This is a genomic window from Arthrobacter agilis (assembly GCF_030816075.1).
Lineage (GTDB): Bacteria > Actinomycetota > Actinomycetes > Actinomycetales > Micrococcaceae > Arthrobacter_D > Arthrobacter_D agilis_E.
Window position 1 is genome coordinate 2836030 of the sequence record NZ_JAUSXO010000001.1, and the last position, 15610, is coordinate 2851639.

16 protein-coding genes and 2 riboswitches are annotated in these 15610 nt (G+C 71.3%); of the genes, 11 read left to right on the plus strand and 5 right to left on the minus strand.

Features of this window, described 5'->3' with window-relative positions:
• The first annotated feature begins 53 nt into the window (after positions 1-53).
• A riboswitch (SAM riboswitch) is annotated at positions 54-172 on the plus strand.
• 171 nt (positions 173-343) lie between these two features.
• The 3 genes from QFZ50_RS13190 to QFZ50_RS13200 are packed head-to-tail and all read left to right on the plus strand — an operon-like array spanning position 344 to position 2770.
• Entirely contained in the window at positions 344-1261 is a 918-nt protein-coding gene (locus QFZ50_RS13190; RefSeq protein ID WP_307084870.1) for an ABC transporter substrate-binding protein, read from the plus strand.
• Between the two features lie 10 nt (positions 1262-1271).
• Entirely contained in the window at positions 1272-2036 is a 765-nt protein-coding gene (locus QFZ50_RS13195) for an amino acid ABC transporter permease (protein WP_307084872.1), read from the plus strand.
• Complete coding sequence (locus tag QFZ50_RS13200; RefSeq protein ID WP_307084875.1) at positions 2033-2770, plus strand: amino acid ABC transporter ATP-binding protein; 738 nt, start codon at positions 2033-2035, stop codon at positions 2768-2770. Before QFZ50_RS13195 ends, QFZ50_RS13200 begins: the two co-directional genes overlap by 4 nt.
• Before the next feature lie 78 nt (positions 2771-2848).
• Here the strand turns inward: QFZ50_RS13200 and QFZ50_RS13205 are convergent, their stop codons facing one another.
• From QFZ50_RS13205 to QFZ50_RS13215, 3 genes are read right to left on the minus strand one after another with little or no spacing between them, the layout of a single operon-like run.
• Positions 2849-3646: an energy-coupling factor transporter transmembrane component T family protein gene (locus QFZ50_RS13205; protein WP_307084876.1), complete on the minus strand. Its 798-nt coding sequence runs from the start codon at positions 3644-3646 to the stop codon at positions 2849-2851.
• The gene (locus QFZ50_RS13210; RefSeq protein ID WP_307084879.1) at positions 3643-5139 is read right to left on the minus strand and encodes an ABC transporter ATP-binding protein; all 1497 of its coding nucleotides are present in this window, start codon (positions 5137-5139) and stop codon (positions 3643-3645) included. Before QFZ50_RS13210 ends, QFZ50_RS13205 begins: the two co-directional genes overlap by 4 nt.
• Complete coding sequence (locus tag QFZ50_RS13215) at positions 5136-5744, minus strand: ECF transporter S component (protein ID WP_307084882.1); 609 nt, start codon at positions 5742-5744, stop codon at positions 5136-5138. The genes QFZ50_RS13210 and QFZ50_RS13215 overlap by 4 nt, the downstream gene beginning before the upstream one ends.
• A 62-nt stretch (positions 5745-5806) precedes the next feature.
• A riboswitch (TPP riboswitch) is annotated at positions 5807-5931 on the minus strand.
• Positions 5932-6075: 144 nt separating this feature from the next.
• Here QFZ50_RS13215 and QFZ50_RS13220 point away from each other — a divergent pair.
• Positions 6076-6336: a DUF4235 domain-containing protein gene (locus QFZ50_RS13220; protein WP_307084884.1), complete on the plus strand. Its 261-nt coding sequence runs from the start codon at positions 6076-6078 to the stop codon at positions 6334-6336.
• Positions 6337-6397: 61 nt separating this feature from the next.
• Here the strand turns inward: QFZ50_RS13220 and QFZ50_RS13225 are convergent, their stop codons facing one another.
• Positions 6398-7525 carry an FUSC family protein gene (locus tag QFZ50_RS13225; RefSeq protein WP_307084886.1) on the minus strand — a complete coding sequence of 376 codons (1128 nt, stop codon included), beginning with the start codon at positions 7523-7525 and terminating at the stop codon, positions 6398-6400.
• A gap of 151 nt (positions 7526-7676) precedes the next feature.
• Here QFZ50_RS13225 and QFZ50_RS13230 point away from each other — a divergent pair, with 151 nt between their 5' ends.
• Positions 7677-7937 carry a hypothetical protein gene (locus QFZ50_RS13230; protein WP_307084888.1) on the plus strand — a complete coding sequence of 87 codons (261 nt, stop codon included), beginning with the start codon at positions 7677-7679 and terminating at the stop codon, positions 7935-7937.
• Here QFZ50_RS13230 and cycA read toward each other — a convergent pair.
• Positions 7934-9415, minus strand: a complete 1482-nt coding sequence (gene cycA / locus QFZ50_RS13235) for a D-serine/D-alanine/glycine transporter (RefSeq protein ID WP_307084891.1) — start codon at positions 9413-9415, stop codon at positions 7934-7936. The two genes, QFZ50_RS13230 and cycA, sit on opposite strands and share 4 nt — an antisense overlap.
• 220 nt (positions 9416-9635) lie before the next feature.
• Between cycA and QFZ50_RS13240 the strand changes: the two genes are divergently transcribed.
• From QFZ50_RS13240 to QFZ50_RS13265, 6 genes are all read left to right on the plus strand, one after another.
• A complete protein-coding gene (locus QFZ50_RS13240) occupies positions 9636-10283 on the plus strand; it encodes a 4a-hydroxytetrahydrobiopterin dehydratase (protein ID WP_307084892.1) in 648 nt (215 codons plus the stop codon).
• 18 nt (positions 10284-10301) lie between these two features.
• On the plus strand, positions 10302-11873 hold the full coding sequence (locus QFZ50_RS13245; protein ID WP_307084894.1) for an FAD-dependent monooxygenase: 1572 nt from the start codon (positions 10302-10304) through the stop codon (positions 11871-11873).
• Positions 11870-12211 (plus strand): UBP-type zinc finger domain-containing protein, encoded by a 342-nt coding sequence (locus QFZ50_RS13250; protein ID WP_307084896.1) that lies wholly within the window; start codon positions 11870-11872, stop codon positions 12209-12211. The genes QFZ50_RS13245 and QFZ50_RS13250 overlap by 4 nt, the downstream gene beginning before the upstream one ends.
• Positions 12212-12279: 68 nt before the next feature.
• Positions 12280-14019, plus strand: coding sequence for a dihydroxyacetone kinase family protein (locus tag QFZ50_RS13255; RefSeq protein ID WP_307084898.1), 1740 nt, complete (start codon positions 12280-12282; stop codon positions 14017-14019).
• 67 nt (positions 14020-14086) lie between these two features.
• Positions 14087-14902, plus strand: coding sequence for a triose-phosphate isomerase family protein (locus QFZ50_RS13260; protein WP_307086812.1), 816 nt, complete (start codon positions 14087-14089; stop codon positions 14900-14902).
• Positions 14883-15599, plus strand: a complete 717-nt coding sequence (locus QFZ50_RS13265; RefSeq protein ID WP_307084900.1) for a GntR family transcriptional regulator — start codon at positions 14883-14885, stop codon at positions 15597-15599. The genes QFZ50_RS13260 and QFZ50_RS13265 overlap by 20 nt, the downstream gene beginning before the upstream one ends.
• Positions 15600-15610 lie beyond the last annotated feature (11 nt).

The following is a 15610-nucleotide window of genomic DNA, read 5'->3' on the forward strand; positions in this document are numbered from 1 at the left end:
GGCCGCCGTCCCGTTTTGACCCGGCGCTCCGTGCTGCCCTAGCGTTTTGCTCAAATCAAGAGTTCCAGCCCTCAGGCCCTGGCCGGCTGGACAGCAACCCTCTCCCGTAGTGGGGTGCTCCAGGTGAAGATTCGGCCGCCGGGTCCAGTCCCCCGGTAGGCAAGTACGGCGTCGTGCGGTCCTGTCCCGGTGTGTCGTCCGGGGCCGCCCGCCACAGACGCGCACAGCCCAGAACAGCGAGCATGTCACCCAGCAGCCAGCAGTCCCCTCCCGCCGGTCTCCGGCGTCGCCCAGCACCCCACCCCGTGGGCCCGCATCCGGGCCCGCCAGCACGAAGGACACCATGAACCTCTCCCGCAAGGTCCTCGCGGCCCTCGCCGTCCCCCTGCTCGCCCTCACCGTCTCCTGCGGCAGCAGCAGCAGCAGCGAACCCACCGAGACCACCGACGCCCTGGCCGGCAGCGACCAGCAGTCGCTCGACCAGTACACGACCGAGACCACCACCCCGATCGAGGAGATCGACACGGCGGGCCTCGGCCTGATCACCGACGGCACGCTGCGTGTCGGCACGCTCTCGGACGCCCCGCCGAACATCTTCCTGAAGGACGGCGTCTTCACCGGCTACGACAACGAACTGCTGCGCGCCATCGGTGACAAGCTGGGCCTCGAGGTGGAGTTCGCCTCCACCGACTTCTCGGCGCTCCTCGCCCAGGTGCAGAACAAGCAGTACGACGTCGGATCCTCCTCGATCTCCACGACGGAGGCCCGCCGCGAGAACGTCGGCTTCACCAACGGCTACGACTTCGGCTACATGGCCGTCGTCGCGAAGACCGACTCCGCCGTCACCGGCTTCGACTCCCTGTCCGAGAGCACGCGCATCGGCGTGGTCCAGGGCACCGTCCAGGACGACTACGTCACCAACACCCTGGGCCTCGAACCCGTACGATTCCCGGACTACAACACCGTCTACGCCAACGTGAAGAACGGGCAGGTGGACGCCTGGGTGGCACCGTCGCAGCAGGCCACCGGCCAGGTGAAGGAGGGCGACGACACCACGATCGCCGAGACCATCATCAACACCGAGAACTTCACCGCGTACGCCGTGAACAGCGAGAACCAGCCGCTCATCGATGCCCTGAACGCGGGTCTCGACGCCGTGATCGCCGACGGCACGTGGACCGAGCTCACCCAGGAGTGGTACCCGGACCGCGAGATGCCCACCGACTGGAAGCCCGGCAGCAAAGCCGTGGACGTAAAGTAGCGGTCCCTGCATGGACGCCCTGGAACAACTCGGAAAGACCTTCTTCGACTGGGAGGCGATGGTCGCCGTCCTGCCGGACCTCCTGACCGTCGGACTCCCGAACACGCTCATGCTCGCCCTGGCCTCGGGGATCATCGGAACGATCGTCGGCATGATCCTCGCGATCATGGGGATCTCCCGCAACCGGGTGCTCCGCTGGATCGCGCGTATCTACACGGACATCTTCCGCGGGCTCCCCGCCGTCGTGATCATCTTGCTCATCGGTCTGGGACTGGGTCCGATCCTCCGGCAGCTCACGGGCAGCACCAGTCCGTACCCGCTGGGCATCCTCGCCCTCTCGCTGATCGCTTCGGCGTACATCGGCGAGATCTTCCGCTCCGGCATCCAGAGCGTGGAGAAGGGACAGCTGGAGGCCTCGCGCGCCCTGGGCTTCAGCTACAGCGCGTCCATGCAGCTCGTGGTGGTCCCCCAGGGCGTGCGGCGCGTGCTGCCCGCCCTGGTGAACCAGTTCATCTCGCTCATCAAGGAGTCCTCTCTGGTCTACTTCATCGGCCTCGTGGCCAGTGAGCGCGAGCTCTTCCGGGTCGGCAACGACGCGGCGAGCAACACCGGCAACCTGTCACCGCTCATCGCGGCCGGGCTGTTCTACCTGTGCCTGACCATCCCGCTGACCCACCTCGTGAACTTCATCGACAACCGGCTCCGCGTGGGCAAGAAGCAGAAACCCGAACCGGACGAACTGGCCGCGAAGATCGGTGAAGGAGCGAAGGCGTGAAGATCCAGGAATCCGGGACCCTGACGGGTCAGAACCTGCACCTGTCCTTCGGGTCCAACCACGTGCTGCGCGGCATCGACCTGCACGTGGACCAGGGCACGACGGCGTCCGTCATCGGCCCGTCCGGGTCGGGGAAGTCCACGCTGCTGCGCGTGCTGAACCGCCTGATCGAACCCGACCAGGGGGACATCCTGCTCGATGGCCGGTCCGTGCTCAAGGACAACCCGGACGAGCTGCGCCGGCGTATCGGCATGGTGTTCCAGCAGTTCAATCTCTTCCCGCACAAGACGGTGCTGGACAACGTCTCCCTGGCGCTGCGCAAGCTCCGGAGGATGTCCGCCGACGAGGCCCGGGAGAAGGCCCTCGCGCAACTGGACCTCGTGGGACTGAAGCACAAGGCCGACGCCCGGCCGGGCAACCTCTCCGGCGGGCAGCAGCAGCGCGTCGCGATCGCCCGGGCCCTGGCGATGGACCCCGAGGTGATGTTCTTCGACGAGGCGACCTCGGCCCTGGACCCGGAACTCGTGAAGGGCGTCCTCGCGCTCATGGCGGACCTCGCGGCCGGGGGCATGACCATGGTCGTCGTCACGCACGAGATGGGTTTCTCGCGCAACGTCTCGGACACCGTGACGTTCATGGACGGCGGGGTGGTCGTGGAGACCGGCCCTCCGGCCGCCGTCTTCGACGACCCGCAGACGCCGCGCCTGAAGTCGTTCCTCTCGGACGTGCTCTAGGTACCGCGTCGGTTCCAGTGTCCTGACGGGGGTCCGCTTCGGCGGGCCCCCGTTCCGTTTCCCGCAGCGCCGGAGCGGTCAGGACAGCAGGAAGTCCCACGACCCGGCCAGGACGGCGGCCGTCACGGCGCCCGCGGCGACGAGCAGCCCGACGGCGGCGACGACGGCGTCGAGGGGCGAGAAGGTGCTCTCCCGCGCCCAGGTGCGGGTGCCGCCGCCGAAGCCCCGGGCCTCCATCGCCGTCGCGAGGCGGGTGGCCCGGCGGATGGCCTGCACGATCAGCCCGAAGGACTGCCCCAGCAGGTTGCGGGTGCGGGCGACGACGGAACCGTCCGAGCCGATGCCGCGCGCGTGCCGCGCGAGCCCCAGCATCTCCCACTGCTCCACCAGCAGCCCCACGAGCCGCAGCGACGCGAGCGCTCCGAGCACGAAGCGGTGCGGCAGGTGCAGCTTCTGCGCGAGGGCGTCGGCGAGATCCGTGGGGTCCGTGGTGAGCAGGACGAAGATGCCCGGCAGCGCGAGTGCCAGCCCCCTCAGCCCCACGGCGATGCCGTCGGCCACGGACCCCTCGGTGAACAGGAACGGCCCGACGTCGAGCAGAACCGCGCCGCTCTTCTCCGCGAGGAGCGCCGTGCCGTAGGCGCCGACCACCGCGGCGACGAGAAGGGGCCAGATCCGCCGGACGAGGCCCCGGACGCTGATGCCCAGCAGGGGCATGAGCACGAGCTCGCAGCCCAGGACCACCGCCGCGCTGACCCAGTCGATGCTCGCCATGAGTGCCAGCGTGATGACGGTGGCGGCGAAGAGCTTGGACACCGGGTTGGCCCGCAGGAGCGTCCTGCCGGTGAGGACCGGGGTCAGGTAGTCGCTGCTCATCGGGACACCAGCCGTCCCGCCCCGCCGGAGATGTGCAGGGTGGCACCGCCGAGGGCCGCGATGAAGTCGGCGTCGTGGGTGACCGACAGGACGGCCACGCCGTCCCGGATCAGCTCGCGCAGGAGGGTGACGAGTTCGGCCCAGGTCAGGGCGTCCTGGCCGAACGTCGGCTCGTCGAGGATGAGCACGCGCGGGGCCGTGGCGAGCATCGTCGCCACGGACAGGCGCCGCTTCTCCCCGCCGGAGAGGGTGAACGGATTGGCCTGCAGCAGGTGCGTGAGGCGCAGCCGCTCGGCCACGGTGCCGATGCGCGTCGGATCGGCGGTGCCGGCCTGGCGGGGTCCGAAGGCGAGCTCGTCGGCCACGGTCGCGGTGAGGAACTGGTGTTCCGGCTCCTGGAAGACGGTGCCGATGCGCTGGACGAGCTGGGCGGAGCGCCAGCGGAACGGGTCTCCACCGGCGGTTCCCGCCAGGGTCGGCGAGGCCTCGAGGTGTCCTGCGCGCGGTCGCAGCAGGCCGCCGAGCGTCAGGGCGGCCGTCGACTTCCCCGCGCCGTTGGGGCCCGTGATGCTCAGGGCCTCACCGGACCGCACCTGCACGTCGAGGTCGTCGACGGCGACCGGGCCGCGCCGGGTCCGCGCGACGGCCAGGGCCCGCGCCGAGAGCAGCGGCTCCCCGGCGGGATCCTGCGCGGAGGGGAACGGGCCGCGGACGTCAGGCTGCCGGCCCGGCACCCACACGCCTGCCGCGGCGAGGCGCGCACGGGTGCCCTCCTGCACCAGGACGGTGCCGGGGGGACCGTCGGCGAGGATCCCGCCGGCGGCGTCGAGCACGATGACGCGGTCCACGACGTCCGCCCACACGGCCACGCGGTGCTCGACGACGACGAGCGTGGCGCCGGTCCGCTCGAGGACCCGGACCACGGCGTCGCGGACCTCCAGGACGCCGTCCGGGTCGAGGTTCGCGGTGGGTTCGTCCAGCAGGAGCAGCCCGGGTTCCATCGCGAGCACGGAGGCGAGGGCGAGGCGCTGCTTCTGCCCGCCGGACAGCGCGGTGGTCGGATGGTCGAGCGGCAGGTCGAGGCCGACGTCGTCGAGCGCCCGGCCGACGCGGCGCCAGATCTCCTCCCGTGGCACGGCGAGGTTCTCGGCGGCGAAGGCGACCTCGTCGCCCACGCGGGCGAGGACCACCTGCGTCTCGGGATCCTGCAGGACGAGCCCTGCCCTCCCCCGCGCGTCGGCGGGACGGGCGCCGTCGAGCAGGAGTTCGCCCTCCTGCTCGCCCTCGTCGTGGCTCCCGAGCAGTCCCGCGAGGCCGTGCAGGACGGTGGACTTGCCGGCACCGGAGGCCCCGAGCAGCAGGACGCGCTCGCCCGGCCGGAGGTCGAGGTCGAGGTGGCGGGCGGCGAAGGCCCTGCGGCCCGCGTGGCGCCACCCCCATCCCCGGGCGCGGACGTGCACCGCGCCCGGGGACGGTCCGTCGGCTGCGGTCACACGTCCGCCGTCCGGCCGGCGGCGAAGGCGGACAGGACGCCCGTCCTCGCGAGTCCCCGCATGGCCAGCCAGGACAGCAGGCCCGCGATGACGATGCCGGAGATCCCGGCGAACAGCACGTAGAGGAGCTTGAACTCGATCGTCCAGAGTGCGTTGTAGAGGATGTTCTCGCTGATGGCGAGCGCCAGGCCCGCCCCCAGCCCGGCGAGGAGCGCGACGGGGAGGTTCCACCGGCGGTAGAGGAAGAGCAGGAAGACGAGCTCGGCCCCGGCGCCCTGGATGGCGCCGGAGAGCAGCACTCCGACGCCCCACTGGGTGCCGATGAGGGCCGAGACCGCCGCTGCGAGGGTCTCGCAGTAGATGGCGGCGCCGGGCTTGCGGATGATCAGCCCGCCGAGTACGCCGGCGACGAGCCAGCCCCCGGTGTACAGGCCGCCGAGCGGCGGGAACCCGGCGGTGAGGACGCTGATGCCCGAGTAGCCGGCGGACCAGGCGAAGAACAGGACGCCGACGGCGACGGCGATGACCGAGGCCACCACGATGTCGACGACGCGCCACTGCCGGGTGGATCCGGGGGTGCCCCTGAGGGCTGTGGATGATGCCATGGAAGGTCCTCCTGGGATACAGGAGGGGAGAGGAACGGACCGTCGCCGCGGCGACGTCCGTGCACTCTGAGAACTCGACTCCCTTCGCCGGTACTAACCGGATCAGGTTCGAGGGTCTGCGGCGGTCCGCACTCTCAGCGCCCGGTCCTGCAGCATGCTGCGGGCCGGCGCTCCCCTGTCGTGTGTTGCTTGAGCGCTACCGATCCTACACCGGCCGGTCATCGGCCCGGGCTCCGGTCACGCGGAACCGTGACCCGCCCGGCCACCCCTGCGCCGGGGGCGGAGCGCGGCTAGGCTGGGCGGAGGACTATTCGGACCAGAAGGAGAAACCATGAACGTGGTGTTCAAGCTGCTCGGTGTCGGCATCAGCGCAGGCGCCGGCTTCGTCGGGACCAAGCTCGTCGACTTCCTGTGGGAGAAGATCACGGGCGAGGCCCCGCCGAAGAGCAAGGACGGACTCGAGAACACCCTCCGTTCCGCACTGATCTTCGCCATCATCTCGGGTGCCGTGAGCACCACCATCCAGGTGCTCACCAACCGCTCCACGCAGAAGGCGATCGCCCGCTTCGCGAAGACCCGCGACCTGACCTGAGCCGTCGCGGCTCCACGGGGAGGAGGGACGCCAGGGCGTCGCTCCTCCCCTTCTCCTCCTCCTAGGCGGCACCCTCGATGCGCAGCTCGGGCTTGACGGCCTGGAGGATGCGGTGGAGGTTCATGCCGATCGCGGCCGCCGCACCGAAGGGGACGGTCGCCGACGACGACTCGTACGCTGCGGTCTCGAGCGTCTTCAGGGTCTGCTCGGCGACGCAAAGCGTCGTGGCATCGTTCTCCTCGACCGTCCACAGGTCCAGGACGTCCCCGACCGCTGTGAAGGCCTCCTGGAGGGGTGGCCGGACCACGGCGGGGAGGGGGTGCTCCGCGGACGTCCCGTGGAGGGCGTCCTGCAGCATGTTGGTGATGTTCAGGGTGTGCGACGCGACGACCTCGAGGACCTCGACGTGCCGGTAGTCCCGCCGCACGTCGTGCGGGTGGAAGCGCCGTCGGACGTTGCCCTTCCTGCTCTCGTCCGCGTACTGCAGTGCGTCCCGCGCGTTCCTGGCCGACGCCGTGAGGTCGTCCCGCCGCTCCGACCAGCGCGGGTCGTCCGCCGCCCAGTTCTCCTCGAGGGCCTCGCCCATCTCCTGCAGCTGCCGGGCGGCGGTCCTCCGGAGCCGGCTCATCTGGCCCACGGCGTCGTCCACGTTGAGGGGCGGCAGGACCAGCGCGCTCACCGCGAGTCCCACGCCCACCCCCACGACGGTCTGGACGAAGTAGCCCAGTGAGTAGCCGAGGTTCTCGTTGCCGATGACGAGGACGAACAGCCCGGCGGAGGCGATCCCGGAGCCGCCGCCCGCCGTCCGCTTCAGGGCGCCCGCGAGGAGCACGCCCGCCCCGACGACGAAGGCGATCGTCGCCCAGTCCGGTTCCCCTGCCCAGACCGCCACGTGGGCCAGGACGATCCCGATCGTGAGGCCCGCGACGGTCTGCAGCCCGGATTTCAGGGTCCCCGCGACCGTGGGGTAGATCGCGAGCAGCGCACCGAGCGGCGCGTAGTACGGGTACCGGGATGCCTCCCCCGGGACGGCGAGTGCGATGGTCCAGGCGAGCGCCGCGGCGACGGCGGCCTTGGCAGCGAGCAGGAGCTGGGGATTGACCGCCGCCGAGCGCAGGCGGTCCTTCAGATCGTCGTCGAAGCGGGCTGCGAGGACGCGCCGGCCGCGCCTGATCCTGTTCTCGGCCATCCGTCCAGTGTCGCAGCCGCCCCTGACAGCGCCCTGTGCAGGCCGCGGCCGCCGTCCGGGACGGCGGGTGGCGCTCGACCGTTCCTACTCAGGGATGACGCGCCGGGCGGGCGTCATCCCTAGGCTGGACGGGTCGACGGAAGGCGGAGCCATGCGGTTCGTGCAGAGCAGGGTCCTCTGGTTCGTTGTGACCGTGCTGGTGGTGGCGCCGATCCTCGTCGCGGCCCATACCGAGGCGGGCCGCGATCTGCAGACCGCCGTCCTCCTCGGCCTCGTGACGGCCGCGGCCATCGGCGGCCTCAACGCGGCCCTCCTCGGCCGCCGGAGGCCCGGCGCGACGGCGGCCCTTGGCCGGGACGCACGAAGGACCGCCCCGGGCGGGACGGTCCTTCAGCGCGAGCACAGCGACTAGGGCTGTGTGCGTGCGGCCTGCTCGCTGCGCACCAGGGCCCTGTGCTCCTCGATGCGCGCCTGCTGGAGCGGCGTCCTGCGGTTCATGGACCAGGCGATGCCCAGCAGGATGAACCACAGCGGCGCCACGACCAGCGCGAGGCGGGTGTCCTCCGCCTGGGCGAGGGCCACCAGCATGAACACGAAGAACGCGAGGACCACGTACGGCATGAACGAGGAGCCGGGCATCTTGAACGACGACGCCTCGTGCAGTGCGGGCCGGCGACGCCGGAACGCCAGGTAGCTGAGCAGGATCATGGACCACACGAACATCGTCAGGACCGAGGCCACCGAGGTGACGATCGTGAAGGCGCCGATCACGGAATCGCCCGAGTAGAGCAGGATCAGCCCGGCCAGCAGGAAGATGCAGGAGAACAGCAGGGCGTTCTGCGGCACCTTGCGGGAGCTGAGCCTACCGAAGGAGGCGGGCGCGTTGCCGTCCTGCGCCAGCCCGTACACCATGCGCGACGTCGAGTAGATCCCCGAGTTGGCGCTCGACGCGGCCGAGGTCAGGACCACGAGGTTCACGACGACGGCGGCGATCCCGAGGCCGGCGAGCGTGAACATGCCGATGAAGGGGCTGTTGGCCGGATCGATGGTCCGCCAGGGGTTGACGGCCATGATGACGGCGAGCGCTCCGACGTAGAAGAGCAGGACGCGGATGGGGATGGAGTTCACCGCGCGGGGCAGCGTCTTCTCGGGGTCCTTCGTCTCCGCGGCGGCGGTGCCGACCAGCTCGATGCCCGCGAACGCGAAGATCGCGATCTGGAAGCCGAGGATGAAGCCGAACAGCCCGTGCGGGAACATGCCGCCGTCGTTCCAGATGTTGGCGAGGTCCGCCACCTGGCCGCCGGGCGACTGGAAGCGCGTGGCGATCATGACGATGCCCGTGACGATCAGCGCGAGGATGGCGACCACCTTGATGATGGCGAACCAGAACTCCGCCTCGCCGAACGCCTTCACGGTCGGGAGGTTGAGGAGCAGCAGCACCACGGGGGTGACGAGCGCCGGGATCCACAGCGGGGTGCCCGGCGCGAGGATGTCCACGTAGCCCGCGATGGCCACGATGTCGGCGACGCCGGTGACCACCCAGAAGAACCAGTAGGACCATCCCGTGAAGAACCCGGCCCACGGGCCGAGCAGGTCACCGGCGAAGTCGCTGAAGGACTTGTACTCGAGGTTGGAGAGCAGGATCTCGCCCATGGCGCGCATGACGAAGAACAGCATGAAGCCGATGATCATGTACACGAAGATCACGGAGGGGCCGGCGAGGGAGATGGTCTTGCCGGAGCCCATGAAGAGGCCGGTGCCGATGGCCCCGCCGATGGCGAGCAGCTGGATGTGGCGGTTGCTCAGGGACCGGCTGAGGTGCGGGGACCGGTGCTGGTCGCCGACGGCGTGGGCCGCGGAGACCTTCGCCGGGGAAGCGGATTCAGGCATGGTGATGATTCCTTCCGCGAGCGCAGGACAGGCAGCGGTGCTGCGCGCGCGTGGGTGGGGATGAGGACAGACCTAAAACCCTGAACGGTCGCTGCGCGTGAGTCAAATCACGCGCTCGGGCGATCCCCTGTCGACAACCGGTCGGAGCGCCTGTGCCGCTGGTGCGGAAGGACGCCCCGGAGCCCTTCTCCATGCCCCGACTCCGCGCCATACTTGCCGCATGACGATCCTCAGCACGCAGGACATCCTCGACGCCGGGCTCGATGACTGGCGGAAACTGGCGCAGGCGCTGCACGCCCGTTTCCTCACGCGGGACTTCGCCACCGGGCTCGCACTCGTCTCGGCGATCGGTGGGCTCGCGGAGGACGCGGGTCATCATCCCGACGTGACGCTGACCTATCCGCACGTCGACGTGAAGCTGCTGAGCCACGACGTGTCGGGGGTCACGGAGCGCGACGTCGACCTCGCACGGCGCATCAGCGCGATCGCCGCCGAGCAGGGCATCAGCGCCGATCCGGCGGCGCCCGCCGTCGTCGAGCTCGCCCTCGACACCGCGGACGTGGCGGCCGTCGCCCCGTTCTGGGCGGCCCTGCTGACGGGGGACGCCGGTGCGGCGGACGGCGATGACATCGAGGATCCGGGTGGACGCGTGCCGTTGCTGTGGTTCCAGCACACCGACGCGCACGAGACCCCGCGGCAGCGTTTCCACCTCGATGTGTGGGTACCGCACGACGTGGCGGAGGAACGCATCGCCGCCGCCGTCGCCGCCGGGGGGACCGTGGTCGACGACGACGCGGCACCCTCCTTCACGGTGCTCGCGGACGCCGAGGGCAACCGGGCGTGCGTCTGCACCATCCTCGAACGCTGAACGGGACCGGAGGCGACGATGCTCCACGAGGGCGAGGCACGGGAGGACGTCGAGGTCCTCGTCGTGGGAGCGGGCCCCACGGGCCTGATGTTGGCGAACTGGCTGGTGAAGCTGGGCAGGCGTGTCCTCGTGATCGACGGCAAGGACGGACCGACGGTGGAGTCCCGCGCCCTCGGCGTGCACTCGCGGTCGATGGAGATCTACGACCAGCTCGGCGTCATCGACCGGGTACAGGGCGAGGCGGTGCGCGTCGAGTCGATCCGGCAGGGCTTCGAGCACGCCGGGTTCTCACCCGTCCCGCTGGGCCGGCTGGGCCAGGGCATCACGCCGTACCCGGGCCTCTACGTCCTCGAGCAGAGCGCCAACGAGCGGATCCTCGGCGAGAACCTCCGCCTCCTCGGCGGGTCGGTGCGGTGGCGGCACCGGCTGGCCTCGCTGGAGCAGGTCGACGGCGGCGTCCTCGCCGTCGTCGGAGGCCCTGACGGGTCGTCCACCGTGCGCGCGCGCTTCGCGGTCGGCTGCGACGGGGCCTCCTCCACCGTCCGGTCGCTGTGCGGGACGGCCTTCGAGGGGACGACCAGCCGGCAGAGCTTCTACCTCGTGGACGCGGTGGGGGTCCGCGGGCTCGCCCCCACGTCCATCAACGTCCGTCTCGGCGCCACAGCGTTCCTCCTCGCGTTCCCCATGCGGCCCGCCGGTGACGGCCGGACCGGGCAGCGCCTCATCGGCACCGCCGGCGACGACGACGGCGCCACCGTCACCGAGGAGGTCGCGCGCCGCCGCATGGCCGAGGGGTTCGGCGTCACGTACGAGGACTCCCGGTGGTTCTCCACCTACCGCGTGCACCACCGCATCGCGGCGCACTTCCGGACCGGCTCCGTGTTCCTGGCCGGCGACGCCGCCCACGTCCATTCCCCGGTCGGCGCCCAGGGCATGAACACCGGGCTCCAGGACGCCCACAACCTCGCGTTCAAGCTCGACGACGTCATCCGCGGGACCGCCCCGGACGCGTTCCTCGACCGGTACGAGGCCGAGCGGCGGCCCGTGGCCGTGCGCCTCCTGCAGACCACGGACACCGTGTTCCGCGGACTCACGTCCACGTCGCGGAGTGCGGTCCTGGTGCGCCGCTTCGTGCCGCGGGTGGTGCTGCCCGTCATCGTCACGGTGCTCCCCCGCCTGCCGATCGGCCGCCGCCTCGCGGGATACCTCGGCCAGGTGCGCATCCACTACCGCATGGACGGCGACGGACCGTCCGGGGGCCGGCGCCGGGACGCCGTCATCGGCCGCCGCCTGCCCTGGACCGGCGACAACTTCCGCTCGCTCCGGGCCTCCGCCTGGCAGCTGCACCTGTACGCGGCGGACGACGCCGTGCTGCGTGAGGCCGAGGGCGCCGCCGCCGAGCTCGGGCTCCCCCTCTCCGCCTTCGCGACGACCCGGCGGACCCCGCTCACGCCGGGCCTGCTGTACCTCGTGCGACCCGACGGGTTCGTGGCCGGTGCGGCCGTTCCCGCGGAGGCGGTCGCCGCGTTCCGTACCGCACCCGCCCTCTCCCCGCACCGGGGACAACCACCTCGGAAAGGACGACCATGACGGACGCCATCGACACGAGCGTGCCCCCTTCCGGCACCGGCTGCAGGGACTGCGACGCGTCCGGCGGGTGGTGGGTGCACCTGCGGCGCTGCGCTGCGTGCGGCCAGGTGGGGTGCTGCGACAGCTCCCCCGGCCGCCATGCATCCGGGCACGCCGCGACGGCGGGACATCCCCTGGCCATGTCGTTCGAACCGGGCGAGGACTGGTTCTGGGACTACCGCGCCCAGGATTTCGCGGAGGGCGCGGCCCTCGCGGAGCCCACCAGCCGCCCTGCGGACCAGCCCGTCCCCGGCCCCGCAGGACGCGTGCCGGCCGACTGGCGACGCCGGATCCACTGAGGATATGGACTCTCCACCGGTTGTGCTTATCCTATAGAATCTAGGAAACTCAACCGGGAGGAACCGCAATGACGCGCCTGTTCAACCAGCCTGAGGACTTCGTCGACGAGATGATCGAAGGATTCGCGGCCGCAGCATCGCGCTGGGTGCAGCCGGTCCCGGGTGGAGTGGTGCGCGCAGGCCGTGCCGCGGAGCCCACGGTGTCGCTCGTCATCGGTGGCGGCAGCGGACACTACCCCGCCTTCGGCGGCCTCGTGGGTCCGGGCCTCGCCCATGGCGCGGTCATGGGCAACCTCTTCGCGTCGCCGTCCGCCCGCCAGGTACGCTCCGTCGCCCGGACGGCCGACCAGGGCCGCGGCGTCCTGCTCAGCTACGGGAACTACGCGGGCGACGTGCTGCACTTCGACGAGGCCCAGGCGGAACTCCGGGAAGCAGGGATGGACGTCCGCACGGTCACCGTCACGGACGACATCTTCAGCGCCCCGAAGGGCGAGGAACACAAACGGCGCGGCATCGCCGGCGACCTCACCGTGTTCAAGGTGGCGGGCGCGGCCTGCGAGGAGGGCTACGACCTCGACGGCGTGGAGCGGGTCGCGATCCGCACCAACGCCCGGACCCGCTCCCTCGGCGTCGCCTTCGGCGGCTGCACCCTGCCCGGGGCCGACGCCCCCCTGTTCGAGGTCCCCGCCGGGCGCATGGCCGTGGGTCTCGGCATCCACGGCGAGCCCGGGATCGATGAGGTGGACATCCCGACGGCGGCGGAGCTCGGGGAGCTCTTCGTCCGCCACCTGCTCGAGGACGTGCCCGAGGGTGTCGATCCCGAGGGCGCGCGGGTGGTCCCCCTGCTGAACGGCCTCGGCAGCGTGAAGTACGAGGAACTCTTCGTCGTCTACCGCTCCATCCACACGCTGCTCACCGGGCGCGGCATCACCGTCGTGGATCCCGAGGTCGGCGAGCTGTGCACGAGCTTCGACATGGCCGGGTGCTCGCTCACGCTCCTCTGGCTCGACGACGAGCTCGAACGCCTGTGGACCGCGCCGGCCGACTCACCCGGCTTCCGCCGCGGCCAGGTCGGTGAGCAGCAGCGGGTCGACGCGGTGGTCGCGGACGACGCGGCCGAGACCGTCGGCGCCTCCTCCCCCGCATCGCGCGCCTGCGCGACGACCATCGTCGAGGCCCTCGACGCCATCGCGCGCACCATCGACGAGCACGCCGACGAACTCGGCCGACTGGACCAGGTCGCGGGCGACGGCGACCACGGGATCGGCATGCAGCGCGGGTCGCACGCCGGGAGGGACGCTGCACGCGCCGCCCTCGAGCAGGACGCCGGAGCGGAGACGGTGCTGCGGCACGCCGCCAATGCCTGGAGCGACCGGGCGGGCGGGACCTCCGGTGCCATCTGGGCGACGATCCTCAAGGCCTTCGGCGCCGCGCTCGGCGACGACGCGCGGCCCGGCACCGGGGACATCTCCCGCGGCGTGACGGCCGCTAAGGACGCCGTCATGCAGTTCGGGAAGGCGAAGGTCGGCGACAAGACCATGATCGACGCCATCGTGCCCTTCTCCGACGAGCTGTCCGCCCGCGCAGGGGACGGGGAGGAGCTCGCCGGAGCGTGGGCGGCCGCGGCGGCCGCCTCCACCCGGGCCGCGACGGCCACGGCGTCGCTGACGGCGACGCTCGGCCGCGCACGGACCCACGGCGAGAAGTCCGTGGGCACCCCGGACCCGGGTGCGGTGTCGTTCGCCCTGATCTGCACCACGGTGGCGGACATCATCGCGTCCCGCCAGGACGACCAGGAGGGGCCGTGACACCGGGGAGGCTGCCCGACGAGCGCCGTCGACCCGGCCGGGCGTGCGGCGGAGGCGGGTGACCTCCATGCCTGCGAGCGCGTCCGGCAGACCGGTGCCGAGGTTCACCATCGGCTCCAGCCTGAAGATGTACTTCGGGCACCGGCGCCAGGTCGAGTGGACCCGGCGCGTGGCGGAGATCGCCGCCGATCACCCCGCGGTGCGGGACGGCCTGGTGCAGCCCTTCGTCATCCCGACCTTCCCCTCGATCGCCGCGGTGCACCAGCAGGCGGATCCCGCCGGGATGCTGGTGGGTGCGCAGGACGTGCACTGGGAGGACTCCGGTGCCTACACCGGTGAGGTCTCCGCGCCCGAACTGGCGGAGCTCGGCGTCGCGCTCGTCGAGATCGGCCACGCGGAACGCCGCGCGCTGTTCGGGGAGACGGACTCCACCGCCGCGCTGAAGGTCGCCGCGAGCCTGCGCCACGGCCTGGTGCCGGTGCTCTGCATCGGCGAGCAGGACCGCGGGACGCCGGCGGCCGCGGCCGAGGAGTGCCTGCGCCAGCTGGAGGCGTGCCTCGCCGCCGCCCGCCGCCAGGAGACCGGAGGAGCACTCGTCGTCGCGTACGAGCCCGTCTGGGCGATCGGGCAGCCCGTCCCCGCGCCCGACGCGCACATCCGTGCCGTGACCAGCGCCCTGCGCGCCCACCTCCTGGACGACGGGCTGGTCCCGGATGCACGGGTAATCTACGGAGGGAGTGCCGGCCCCGGCCTGCTGACGCGCATCGCTTCCGACGTCGACGGCATGTTCCTCGGCCGGTTCGCGCACGATCCGGCCGCTTTCGGGGCCATTCTTGACGAAGCGTCGGACATCGGAGGTGGCAGTGACAGTAGGACTTCCTGACCGTTCGGTCCCGGACATCGACCGGCGCGGACTCCGCGACCGGGTCTACGACCGCATCCTCGACATCCTGCTGTCGAGCGAGATGGAGCCCGGGGCGCGCCTCTCCATCGACACCCTGGCCAAGCAGCTCAAGGTCTCCCCCACGCCGGTCCGCGAGGCCATGGTGCAGCTCGAACGCACGGGACTCGTGACCCGCGAGGCCCTCAAGGGGTACCGGATCGCCCCTCCCCTCGGCCGGGCACAGCTCGACGAGCTCTTCGAGGCGCGCATCATGCTGGAGGTCGAGGCCGCCAGGCTCGCCGCTCCGCGTGCCGAGGCCTTCCTGCCCGCCCTGCTCCGGGCGCACGAGCACCACCACCGGATGGCCGAACGGCTCACCGACCTGATGCTGGACGGGCGCATCCCGATCCCGACCGTCCACGACTATTTCAACGCCGATCACGCCTTCCACCTGGTGGTCCTGGACGCCGCCGGCAACCGCTACGTCCGGGACATGTACGCGAACCTCGGCGCCCTCACCCACAGGATGCGCCAGGCCGTCATCCGGGGGACGAGCGATGTCGCGGAAGCGGCGGCAGAACACGAAGCCATCGTCGAGGCCTTCGCCAGCGGTGACCTCGTCACGCCCGTGACCGCGCTGCGCGCCCACATCGAGGGTGTCCGCGCCCGGTCGCTCGACGACTCCCCGCAGGACTGACGCAAGCACTT

Excerpts from the sequence above, each read along its gene's own strand:
- QFZ50_RS13240 (WP_307084892.1), top strand. The coding sequence starts at position 9,636 with ATGACGATCCTCAGCACGCAGGACATCCTCGACGCCGGGCTCGATGAC.
- cycA (WP_307084891.1), bottom strand. The coding sequence starts at position 9,415 with ATGCCTGAATCCGCTTCCCCGGCGAAGGTCTCCGCGGCCCACGCCGTC.
- QFZ50_RS13225 (WP_307084886.1), bottom strand. The coding sequence starts at position 7,525 with ATGGCCGAGAACAGGATCAGGCGCGGCCGGCGCGTCCTCGCAGCCCGC.
- QFZ50_RS13205 (WP_307084876.1), bottom strand. The coding sequence starts at position 3,646 with ATGAGCAGCGACTACCTGACCCCGGTCCTCACCGGCAGGACGCTCCTG.
- QFZ50_RS13250 (WP_307084896.1), top strand. The coding sequence starts at position 11,870 with ATGACGGACGCCATCGACACGAGCGTGCCCCCTTCCGGCACCGGCTGC.
- QFZ50_RS13195 (WP_307084872.1), top strand. The coding sequence starts at position 1,272 with ATGGACGCCCTGGAACAACTCGGAAAGACCTTCTTCGACTGGGAGGCG.
- QFZ50_RS13245 (WP_307084894.1), top strand. The coding sequence starts at position 10,302 with ATGCTCCACGAGGGCGAGGCACGGGAGGACGTCGAGGTCCTCGTCGTG.
- QFZ50_RS13215 (WP_307084882.1), bottom strand. The coding sequence starts at position 5,744 with ATGGCATCATCCACAGCCCTCAGGGGCACCCCCGGATCCACCCGGCAG.
- QFZ50_RS13220 (WP_307084884.1), top strand. The coding sequence starts at position 6,076 with ATGAACGTGGTGTTCAAGCTGCTCGGTGTCGGCATCAGCGCAGGCGCC.
- QFZ50_RS13190 (WP_307084870.1), top strand. The coding sequence starts at position 344 with ATGAACCTCTCCCGCAAGGTCCTCGCGGCCCTCGCCGTCCCCCTGCTC.
- QFZ50_RS13230 (WP_307084888.1), top strand. The coding sequence starts at position 7,677 with ATGCGGTTCGTGCAGAGCAGGGTCCTCTGGTTCGTTGTGACCGTGCTG.
- QFZ50_RS13255 (WP_307084898.1), top strand. The coding sequence starts at position 12,280 with ATGACGCGCCTGTTCAACCAGCCTGAGGACTTCGTCGACGAGATGATC.
- QFZ50_RS13260 (WP_307086812.1), top strand. The coding sequence starts at position 14,087 with ATGCCTGCGAGCGCGTCCGGCAGACCGGTGCCGAGGTTCACCATCGGC.